Here is an 11,265-nt window from a genome sequence, read left to right on the forward strand (position 1 = left end):
GGGTTTAACAAAACAAACAATTTGATCCATTCCCGGGCGCCATTCCTGGCACCTGGTTCTTATTACTGTGTTGTATGATACGGTGTGTGGTTGTATGGTTGCATGGTTGTATGCTTGTGTGGTGTGGTTGTATGGTTGTATGATTGTATGATTGCATGGTTGTGTGGCTGTACGTTCCATGGTGTGGTCGTATGGTAGTAGGGGCGTATAGTATTGCAGAAGGATATAGTGTTGACGAATGTAGTGGTATCATGGATCAATTACTAAGAGCTGAAATAGAAACCAGATTGATATCTCCTGTCCGGATATAAATACATATTGTTAGGATTGGGAGCGGCGCACCGGTAAAGTGAGATGAGTGAAAGAATAACGGGCGCCGTATCTCTTTTTTCAGGAAGTCGCAGCTATTTGTTTGAGTATTTCAATTATGGAGAAATCCGGGAGCTAATTCTGGCACCTGGACATTTTTTGCAACGCCTGAAGATAAGAATTTGCACTATCCAATTATTGAATCGCTCTAACCGCATAATAGTAGGTTATTAGACTGAGTCCGGACGCTATTCCTGGTGTCCGGCATTTTTACTGACTAGCAAATGGTAGTAACAGTCATTATTTAATAGGAGGAGTTGAATTGATATGTCAGCAGATACAAAGAATGAGAGAAATGATTATTCATAATGATGGTGTGCAGGCAGGATGGAATGATAGCGCTGTTATAGCAAATGGTAGTAACAGTCATTATTTAATAGGAGGAGTTGAATTGATATGTCAGCAGGATACAAAGAATGAGAGAAATGATTATTCATAATGATGGTGTGCAGGCAGGATGGAATGATAGCGCTGTTATAGCAAATGATAATGGAGGAGATTCAGCAACATATTGTCAATATGCAAACTCACGACAGAACATAGTGAAACATGGGGTTAATTTGAATACCGGGGATCAATCATGATCCCCGGTTGTTTTTAAAGATGTTATCTGAATAATCTTTTATTAAGGTAACAGGAATAACATGTTACACACTTGCTTTTTGCAGTGTGCTCAATACGGCGTCGTCTATACCACCGAAGAGCGAAACACCTGCTGCACCATTCTGTATCGCCAGACGGATACCTTTTTCCAGATCAGCCATATTACCATGGAAATCCGGCAGATATAAGCCTGCGTATAATGGGAATTTACCATGCAGACCGCTTACGCCTTCAGCTACCGCCTCTCCTATCCAGTTTACGTCTTCTTTATAGAAACCGTGATAGATCATAGGGTTTACTGAATCCAGTGGCCAGTTTGTCCAGTCCTGCCTTACAATACGTTTGGCGATATCTGGTGTCGGGAATACTGCTGCGGAGATTGGCTTTTTGTGTTGTTTGGCTACGGCAGCCAGATTGTTAACCACGTTGGTAATACGGTTATATCTGAATCTTCTCCACGAAGGAATCTGATCAGGATGTTCCATATCCAGCGGATCTACACCTTTCTGCTCTTTATATTTTTCCCGGCAGGTTTCGCAATAGCAGAAATCATACTCAGGAAGTTCTTTCGATTGATCTATTCCATAGTTGCTCCAAAGATTTACCGGCAATACTACATCACAGTAACGCACATAATCCAGATGTAAGCCATCTACATAGTCTTTGGACAATACAGCTTCTGCCTGCTCTTTCAGGTAGTTGATCACTTCCGGTTTGCTTGGACAAAGCCAGCGGTAGTAACCAACATAAGGAGGATGTGTAGCGCACGACTCTCCTTTTCTGTTTTTGGCATACCATTCAGGATGGCTGGCCAGTAATTCTTTCTCACCACGATTCATTGTCCAGATCCATCGGTGTGCCTGGATACCATTCTCTTTGGCCGCCCTGAAATGTTTCTCACTGTCTGCCTCAAAAAAGATAAGACCTATACCCGCCTTTTTATAGGCAGCATAGCGTTTTTGCAGATCGGCAATAGTGTCTTTTTCATCCGGATTGATCCAGACGCGGTGTTTCGCTTTAACTGCTGGTAAGGAGGCTGCTTTAGCTGCGGTGGAAAGGGATGGTAAGCCGGGTTGCATGATAGCGAGGCTACCCAGACCGATTGATTTCAGGAAATTGCGTTTATTCATTTGATGAGTTTTGGGAAATTTTACCTTCCTGGTTAATAGAGCAATGTGGTTTGGAATTCTTATCGAGCAGTGTTGCGGTGAACTGATTCGTAATGCCTTCCAGCTGTAATGTATAGGAAACGCCCTGTTCTTTAATGTTCGTATTAGTTATGCCCAGCTCTTGTAGATTGGTAGCGTAACGGCCATTTTTTCTGCGATATTGTTGTTGTCTGGCATAAACATCCCAGAGGTATTCTTTCGCCGCTTCGATCGCAGGTAATTTGATCGTTACGGGTGCAGCACCTGCAGGTTTGCTGATGAAGTTCAGGTATCCCCATTTCTCAGGTGCATGCATATTGATGATACCTTGTGGAGACCATACCCAGTTATGTTCTGGCAATGGCTTGCCTGTTTTAGGATCTTTTCGTTTTACGTATTGTCCTTTCACAATATCGGTGTCCCATTCTACTCTGGAAAAATTGATTCTCCAACGGGCGCCGTCTTTTGGAGTAAGTCCTTCATTAAAAAATGCGAATGCACTAAAAGGGATGGCCATTTCCACAGTCCATTTCCTGTCTTTATCTGATGGATTGTTCAAAGTACCATCTATCTGCACTGCCGTCTGTATACCTCTGGTATCCCAGGTCATCAGTGCATCACCGCCAACGCGATAAGCTTTGTTCATGAACAGGTCCATGACAGTATTATGCGCATTGATCTCAATTTCGAAATATTTTTCACCATCTCCATCAGGATCTACAAATACTTCGAAATCATTATCCTGAAAAATGATGGTATCATGTTGATGTAAAGTCGCCCATATGTGTTGGTCTTCCAGTTCTGCCAGTATATACAGATTCTCCTGATCCCACAGCATTTTCATGCGGGTACGCATAGCAGGAGTGGGTTGCTTATCTCCTTCAATGTCTGTGAAGTCATCGCTCCACGTGGCTTTGGACCATGCGTCTTCATTGCCGGCTCCATCTATTTTGAGTGGAGTAGTAGTCTGATAAGAATTATACTGCCTGGGTGGCACATAGGCCGGTTTCTGTTGTGCATAGGATGGAAGGTACAGGCAGACCATTCCTAATCCTGTAATCACATGACGAATAAGTTGAGACATGCCTTAAATATAGGAAAGCCGGCTGCCATTTTTATAATTTTTTCAATGGATGGTCTTATTGGATGGTTAAATTGCAAAAAAAGAGCATAATATTAAATTATGCTCTTTTCGACTCAATACATCGGTTTTAATGTGCCGCCATTAATGCAGTCACTTCTGAGCGTTGGTAATCAGGACAACCGCCATGATAGGATGCGACAAGCGCCCCCATTGCACAGGCAAATGATAATGTATCTGCCGGTGAATATTTTTTGATAATACTATACAGGCATCCTGCGAGAAATGCATCTCCGCTACCAATGGTATCAGCTACTTTTACTTTGTAGCCGGGATGTTGATAGAATTTTCCTTCTGTGAACAGAGCCGCGCCATTTTCACCTAAAGTGACAATGATGGTCGGAATGGAATATTGTACACTTAATGCTTTGACCTGCGCTTCCATCGTCTCTGGCCATTGGTGCCAGCTGCCGATGATCGACAATTCTGATTCGTTTAGTTTCAGGATATGGCATTGATGTAGCAGACCGACAAGTAGCTCCTGTTCAAAATGTGGTGGACGCAGATTGATATCCAGTACAAATGTGCGGTTACCTTCCAGTAATGATTGTAAGGTTTGCCGGCTATCTGCATTTCTTGCTGCCAGACTGCCGAATACCAGATAGGTATTATCTGTCTGCTGTGCCAGTTCTTTTAAGGCAGGTGTAAAAGCAATATAGTCCCATGCCACTGGTTGTACGATTTCATACTTCATTTCCAGTGGATTCTCCGGAGAAGGACGTGCATATACTTTACCCGTTTCATGTACCGGGTCTATCTGAACAAAGTCCGTTGTCAGCTGATATCGCTTCATAATTTCCAACAGGGATTTGCCCTGCTCATCATCGCCTATAGCGGATATCATTGCTACGGGAACAGACAATTTCTGAAGATGGTAGGCCACGTTCATGGGAGCTCCTCCGGGTAGGGCCTTATCCGGCAAAATATCCCAGAGCACCTCTCCAAAACAGGCTACTTTATATTGTGTCATAACTAGTGTGTTTGCGCTCAATAAATTATATTTTGACTATATAATAATACTCTTTCCTGTTCAAATTGATAAGATTATTCCAGTGATCAGATCGGTGGTTGTGTCTGATTATTTAGATATTTCCTGTTTTCTCCGGATCTTTAGTTATCTCCATTTATCTTTAAAGATCTCCGGTTATTTCCAGCTATTTCCGGTCATCTCCCGTTTCTTCCTGCCTTTGTTATTACGCTGCTTAATATACTGTCATGCTATCCGTTCATCAACTCCGGATATCACCATTGACAGGGCGTTATGCCGTCATCAGTCCGATAGCTGTTCGTTCATAGAAGAAGAGATATCGGTGTAGTAACGGATTAATGGAGACTGTATCAAAGAATTAATCCTAAAGGACTCATCTTCAATATAATACTTCGCAAAAAGGTATAAAATGCCAGAGCGCTGGACAACGCTCCGGGTTACATCGTTATCAACCTTGGATGTAATCGGAAGACCGAAAAAACACAGTCTCAGGGCATTATAAATAAGTTATAACGCCTCAGATACAAGCAATGGATGTGCTCACAACATTGATGACCAATGCTGCTTCGCAAACGAGAAAAGGTGTACTAAAAGCCGGATTGACTGGTTTTTGTGCCGATACAGGTTTTTCAGATAATGGATATGGACAAGAGATGGTACAGATAGCTGATCATATCCGCATATATCAGCAGATACAAGTTGGATACAACAGACTTACTGCCTGACAAATAATGGTTTATAATATCAATGGTCATAAAACGTTGGTTCAGGATAATAAAGATGAATGGTTTGGTTAACTGCCATCAGAATTGCTCTGATAATGGTTTTTTATAGATATAGCATGTCAAAATGAATGAGTTGGGAGCATTTCGCCTCTCAACAGTTCAAAAGTAAAATGAAAAGATCACAATTGCTGAGTCCATTATGTTCATTTTAATTTTAATAGTTCGTTCCGTTCATTTTTTTAGTGGTTGAATTTCCAACTGTTGGAAATCAATGATTTAGCTTTCAAAACACCTATACTATAATCACCTTATAATTATCTACAACCTTAAAATTTGCTTAAAAAGGTATTATTATCGACTTAAATTTAAACGGTCGTTTGATTAAATTAAATGTTTGTTTAACTTTGTGCGCACAATTCGATTTACACATGGAATACAATCCGAAGCAATTATTAATCCTGGAGTCTGCTGAGAAGCTATTTGCTTCCCACGGTTTTCATGCTACTTCAGTGAGAGATATTGCGCATGAGGCAGGTGTGAACATCGCAATGATATCTTACTATTTCGGCTCAAAAGAGAAATTGATTGAGTCCATCTTCCTGAAAAGGATCATTAACTGGAAAGCACTGCTGACTGAAACACTGGCAGATAATTCCAAAACATATATAGAAAGACTGGATTCACTGATTGAGAATTTTGTACTCAGGATCATCGGTAATCCTTGTTTTAACCTCATGATGATGAGGGCGCAGATCCAGGCAGATATGCTCGTGAATGATCTGATTCACGAAAGTAAAAAGGAAGTATATGAGGTGATCGGTACATTCATCAATGCCGGTCAGGAGCAGGGGGTATTCAATAAAGATGTAGATGTGTTAATGATGGTGGCTACACTTACCGGTACAACCAACCACATTATGTCTACCAGACATCACTTTCAGCGCATGAGCAATCTGGAACATCTGACAGATAGTGAACTACAGGAATATTTAATTATTCATACAAGCAATCATTTGAAAAATTTGTTTAAAGCCATTCTAATCCATGAAGCTTAATAGCACATACAGGCGGTTATGGTCTCTGGCAGTTTGCGTAATACTGGCTATACCTTATACCAGTCAGGCGCAGGACAAGAAGAGCCTGTCTTTGAAAGAAGCCATAACGCTTAGTATACAGAACAGTAAAGAACTTAAACTCAGCAAAACAAGAATCGACGCAGCACTGGCATCTGTAAAAACAGCAAACAATGCACAGTTACCGGATGTTAGTGTTTCAGGCTCATATCTCAGAATCAACGAACCAAATGTAGATCTGAAAATCAAACTTGGCGGTGATAGCACCGGTTCAGGTGGAGGTTCTTCTCCGAAAGTAAACTCTCTGGCATACGCTATGGCTACCGTGTCAGTTCCTATCTTCTCAGGATTTATCATCCAGAGCCAGAAAGAATCCGCACGTTACCTGGCAGAAGCTGCAAAACTCGACGCTGATAAAGACCGCGAAGCAGTTATCCAGAATACCATCAATGCTTACAGTAATCTGTATAAATCACAACAGGCAGTAGAGCTGGTACGTGAGAATCTGAAACAACAGCAACAACGCGTAACTGACTTCACCAATCTCGAAAAGAACGGTCTTGTAGCAAGAAATGACTTATTAAAAGTGCAGTTACAGCAATCAAACGTGGAAGTGTCTCTGGTGGAAGCGGAAAGCAATCTGAAACTGGCTAACGTAGCGATGGATCTGCTTTTAGGTTTGCCGGAAACAACAGAACTGGTAGCAGATACCAATACTTTCGATCAGTCCGGCCCTGCTGCTGCGAAAGCTGCTGCTGAATGGGAACAGATCGCACTGCAGAACCGTAAAGATGCCGCTGCACTGTCAGCACGTGAGAAAGCTGCCACTGCAGGTATCAAAGCCGCGAAAGGTGAATATTATCCTTCTGTTGGTCTGACTGGCGGTTATGCGGCTATATCAGTACCTAATGCTCTCACTGTAACAAATGCACTTAACCTCGGTATTGGTGTTAAATACTCTCCTTCCTCGTTCTGGAAGTCAGGATCAAAAGTAACTGAAGCGAAAGTAAGACTGCAGGAAGTACAGGTAAATGAGGAACTGCTGGTTGATAACATTCACTTATCTATAAATAAAGCCTATCAGGATTATCTGGTAAACCAGAAGAAGATCGAAGCATATCAGAAAGCAATCGACCAGGCAAGTGAGAATTATAAGATAGTAAAGAACAAACAGGAGAACAATCTCGCAACAACTACCGACCTGCTCGAAGCGGATGTAGCCAATGTTCAGGCAAAACTGAACTTCGCCTTCGCAAAAGCTGATGCAGTTGTAGCTTATACCAAACTGCTGGAAACTGCAGGTGTATTAACAGAGACAGGGGCAGAAGCAATTAAGTAACGCATCTATCTAATTCAGGATTTTTAAAAAAAAAGTAACAATCATATATATACTATATGGAAACGCAATCAGCTACAGCTACTAATAAAGGTGCCAATAATGTACAGGAGGCTCCCAAAAAGAGGAACTATCGTTTCATCATCGTACTGGCAGTCCTTGTTATCGGTGGTGGTGCATTCGGTATCTCAAAATATATTCACTCCCTTCACCATGAAGAAACCGACAACGCGCAGGTAGAAGCAAATGTGAGCCCTGTTATACCTCGTGTAACAGGATACGTAAAAGAAGTGCGTGTAAAAGATAACCAGCGCGTAAAGAAAGGTGATACACTGGTAATTCTGGATGACAGAGATCTGCAGATTAAAGTACAACAGGCAGAAGCTGCCATCGCTGCTGCTGAAGTAAACGTACAGGTAGCAGTTGCCAGCACTAACGCTGCACGCTCCAATATTTCATCTTCTCAGGCAAATATCTCTGCTGTAGACGCTCAGATCGAAGCTGCGAAAGTAAATGTATGGCGTGCAAGTCAGGATTACGACCGCTATGCTAATCTGATTAAAGATCACTCTATCACACAACAGCAATATGAGCAGGCACTGGCTGCAAAACAGACAGCTGAACGTCAGCTGAACGTACTGCAGGAGCAGAAAAAAGTAGCTGCCCGTCAGACAAGCGCTGTATCTACACAGAGCGATGCAACTGCTGAACAGATCAATGCTGCAAAAGCAATCATCAAAGAACGTCAGGCGGAAGTTGATAATGCTAAACTTGTCGCAAGCTACGCTGTCATCTTAGCACCTGAAGATGGTGAAGTATCCAAGATTTATGTACAGCCAGGTCAGCTGGTACAGGCTGGTCAATCCCTGTTCAGTGTAGTATTATCCAATGATGTATGGGTAGTGGCTAACTTCAAGGAAACACAGCTGGACAAAATGAAACTTGGCCAGAAAGTAAGTGTACATGTTGACGCTTTCCCTGGTAAATCTATCGAAGGTAAAATTACTTCCTTCTCTCCTGCTACCGGCGCCCGTTTCGCGCTGCTGCCTCCGGATAACGCTTCTGGTAACTTCGTGAAAGTGGTACAGCGTCTGCCGGTGAAGATAGAATTCAATGATCTGAATCAGGCTGAAGTAAAACAACTGCGTCCGGGTATGAACGTAGTAGTAGATGTACATCTTGACTAATATCGGTTACGAATGACCCCGCTGGAGTGGTGCGGTTGATAATTAAATTGGAACTACTCTCAGACTGGCATACTATTAATGCATGTTTCGTGTCACCTGGCGGGAACATTCGGTAACTGATCTTCATATAAAAATTAATAAACGTGTTACTACAACAAGAATCATTGGTAGAGTACGGCGCCCGCAGGGTGATCATTACTATCACTGCCATACTTTGTGCCTTGCTGGAGATCGTAGATACAACTATCGTAAACGTGGCATTGAATGAAATGCGCGGTAACATGGGAGCTACGCTGAGTGAGATTGGTTGGGTGATCACAGCTTATGCAATCGGTAACGTTATCATCGTACCGATGACGAGTTGGTTATCACAACAGTTTGGACGTCGTAACTACTTTGCAGTATCAGTTATAATATTTACAATTTCCTCTTTCCTCTGTGGTAACGCCACGACTATGTGGGAACTCGTATTGTTCCGCTTTATACAGGGTCTTGGTGGTGGTGCATTGCTGGTAACTTCCCAGACAATTATCACCGAAAGTTATCCGCCGGAAAAAAGAGGTATGGCACAGGCTATCTACGGTTTAGGTGTGATCATCGGACCAACACTCGGTCCTCCGTTGGGTGGTTATATCGTTGACCACTATACCTGGCCGTATATTTTCTATATCAACATTCCTATCGGTGTAGTAGCTACCTTGCTGACACTGCAATTCGTAAGAAGTCCGAAATACGGAGAAAAGAAATCAGCTAACGAAATTGACTGGCTGGGTATCGGATTCCTTGCTTTATCAGTTGGTTCTCTTCAATATGTATTGGAACGAGGACAGGAAGATGACTGGTTTAATGATACAACAATACTGATACTCGGAATATTAGCGGTAATGGGCATCTTCTTCTTCATATGGAGAGAGCTGGTCTATAAAAATCCGATCGTGAACGTGAGAGTGTTGTCTAACGGGAACCTCAGAGTAGGTACACTCCTCTCCTTCCTGATGGGTTTCGGATTGTATGGATCAACATTTATCATTCCGCTGTATACACAGAGCTTGCTGGGATGGACCGCTACACAGTCGGGTATGCTGATGATTCCCGCCGCACTCACCACGGCATTTATGATGCCGATCATTGGTAAGATGCTGGAAAGAGGTATACCACAGCAGTATCTGGTGGCAGCAGGTATGTTCCTGTTCTTTGTCTTCTGTTTCTGGGGTTATAAGATCATCACGCCTGACACAGGTTCGGAAGCTTTCTTCTGGATGTTGATCGTACGTGGTATAGGTATGGGGATGTTGTTCATTCCAATCACAACACTTTCTCTGTCTACATTGAAAGGGAAAGAAATTGGAGAAGGTGCGGCATTTACCGGTATGATGAGACAGTTAGGTGGATCTTTCGGTGTGGCATTGATCACCACATTTGTATCCCGCCGCAATGAGTTGCATAGAATGGACCTTGTGAGTAAACTGGATACAAATAACCCGGAAGTGATGAAGAGAGTGGCCGGAGCAACCGCGAATTTTGCTTCAAAAGGTATGGATACGAGAAGAGCATTAGGTAGTGCTTATCAGTCACTGGAGTACAGTGTTACAAAGCAGGCCACCGTAATGTCTTACATGGATGTATTCCTCTACCTCGGTGTACTGTTCCTGATCTGTGTGCCATTTGTGATGATGGTGAAAGGAAAGAAAGCCGCAAAACTGGATCCAAGTGCAATGCACTAAAAGATATTAAAGATATGTTACTAACAGTGTAACAGTTGTAGGTTTAGGTAATGAGCCGGAATAATCTTATTCCGGCTTTTTTTATTTATGGTAAATATGGGAATTATGAATAGGGAAGGGCCATTACTAAAAAATGAGATGGCCGGTTTCATGAACTAGGTGTGTGTACGATTGCTTATTGAGATATTAAAATGCTGATATTAAGATCTATATAGGTCAGAGATAAATACGACTGATAAAATTAAAAGACCCGAGGCCTGGAAAAGCCCATCGGGTTTCACTTTCCCTCAAATTAATCCCATACGGGTGCTTAATTGCACCTCCGTACAGCTTGTCTGATTAAACAGACAAGATTATAACATTTTCGTGTTGATAGTTATTCACAACATATGCGCTTTAATTACAATGAATAGAGCAGGTTGGAATAACGATGTAATCATTAATTATGATAAAAATAAAGTAAAAAAGTTTACAAATGATGCTGTTATGTAAGAATTATCAGTATGATAGATGTCATTTCAATCAGCATTGCGGAGTGTAATAAATAGCTGTGGTTATTCACATTTCTAAGCTTCCTTGAAATGTGGAAAAATATCTACGTGAAAACCCGCGTTGATAGTAACTTTGCAGCGCTAAAGCCATGGCATTCTGTTTGCCCCCTAGTCAATAGGACATAACCAAAAGCAAAAAAACGGACAATTACGATCAATTAATTCGAGAAGATTAAACGGATCCCAAAACGTACCCTTTATGAAGAGAATTGCATTCGCATTTGCGATCATCGGAACAATGCTTGCTGTTGTAGGACAGTACGCTATTATTAATGACTGGAATCTTTTCTGGTTATTTCACACACTCGGTTTTATCGGCTATATACTGATTATCAGCGCAGCCGCGTATTTTTCTCTGTTAGGTATTCATCAGCTTTCAAGAGAAGAGAAAATGCGCATCCGCAATAAAAGCTTTTAATA

General features: G+C 42.0%; 8 protein-coding genes. 5 read left to right on the forward strand and 3 right to left on the reverse strand.

Annotated features, from left to right (window positions below; all coding sequences use genetic code 11):
• Window positions 1–1,016 precede the first annotated feature (1,016 nt).
• The 3 genes from FEF09_RS03615 to FEF09_RS03625 all read right to left on the reverse strand — a co-directional run bounded on the left by FEF09_RS03615 (window position 1,017) and on the right by FEF09_RS03625 (window position 4,231).
• Entirely contained in the window at window positions 1,017–2,102 is a 1,086-nt protein-coding gene (locus FEF09_RS03615) for a family 10 glycosylhydrolase (RefSeq protein WP_146303834.1), read from the reverse strand.
• Window positions 2,095–3,204, reverse strand: a complete 1,110-nt coding sequence (locus FEF09_RS03620; RefSeq protein ID WP_146303836.1) for a carbohydrate-binding family 9-like protein — start codon at window positions 3,202–3,204, stop codon at window positions 2,095–2,097. Before FEF09_RS03620 ends, FEF09_RS03615 begins: the two co-directional genes overlap by 8 nt.
• Before the next feature lie 127 nt (window positions 3,205–3,331).
• Window positions 3,332–4,231 (reverse strand): carbohydrate kinase family protein, encoded by a 900-nt coding sequence (locus FEF09_RS03625; RefSeq protein ID WP_146303838.1) that lies wholly within the window; start codon window positions 4,229–4,231, stop codon window positions 3,332–3,334.
• Between the two features lie 1,171 nt (window positions 4,232–5,402).
• Between FEF09_RS03625 and FEF09_RS03630 the strand changes: the two genes are divergently transcribed.
• The 5 genes from FEF09_RS03630 to FEF09_RS03650 all read left to right on the forward strand — a co-directional run bounded on the left by FEF09_RS03630 (window position 5,403) and on the right by FEF09_RS03650 (window position 11,263).
• Window positions 5,403–6,029: a TetR/AcrR family transcriptional regulator gene (locus FEF09_RS03630; protein ID WP_146303840.1), complete on the forward strand. Its 627-nt coding sequence runs from the start codon at window positions 5,403–5,405 to the stop codon at window positions 6,027–6,029.
• The gene (locus FEF09_RS03635; protein ID WP_146303841.1) at window positions 6,019–7,386 is read left to right on the forward strand and encodes a TolC family protein; all 1,368 of its coding nucleotides are present in this window, start codon (window positions 6,019–6,021) and stop codon (window positions 7,384–7,386) included. Before FEF09_RS03630 ends, FEF09_RS03635 begins: the two co-directional genes overlap by 11 nt.
• A 56-nt stretch (window positions 7,387–7,442) precedes the next feature.
• Window positions 7,443–8,570 carry an HlyD family secretion protein gene (locus tag FEF09_RS03640; protein WP_146303843.1) on the forward strand — a complete coding sequence of 376 codons (1,128 nt, stop codon included), beginning with the start codon at window positions 7,443–7,445 and terminating at the stop codon, window positions 8,568–8,570.
• 143 nt (window positions 8,571–8,713) lie between these two features.
• Window positions 8,714–10,294: a DHA2 family efflux MFS transporter permease subunit gene (locus FEF09_RS03645; protein WP_146303845.1), complete on the forward strand. Its 1,581-nt coding sequence runs from the start codon at window positions 8,714–8,716 to the stop codon at window positions 10,292–10,294.
• A gap of 750 nt (window positions 10,295–11,044) precedes the next feature.
• Window positions 11,045–11,263 (forward strand): hypothetical protein, encoded by a 219-nt coding sequence (locus FEF09_RS03650; RefSeq protein WP_089810139.1) that lies wholly within the window; start codon window positions 11,045–11,047, stop codon window positions 11,261–11,263.
• The last annotated feature ends 2 nt before the right edge of the window (window positions 11,264–11,265 follow it).

The sequence above is a fragment of the Chitinophaga pinensis genome (assembly GCF_007896845.1).
Lineage (GTDB): Bacteria > Bacteroidota > Bacteroidia > Chitinophagales > Chitinophagaceae > Chitinophaga > Chitinophaga pinensis_C.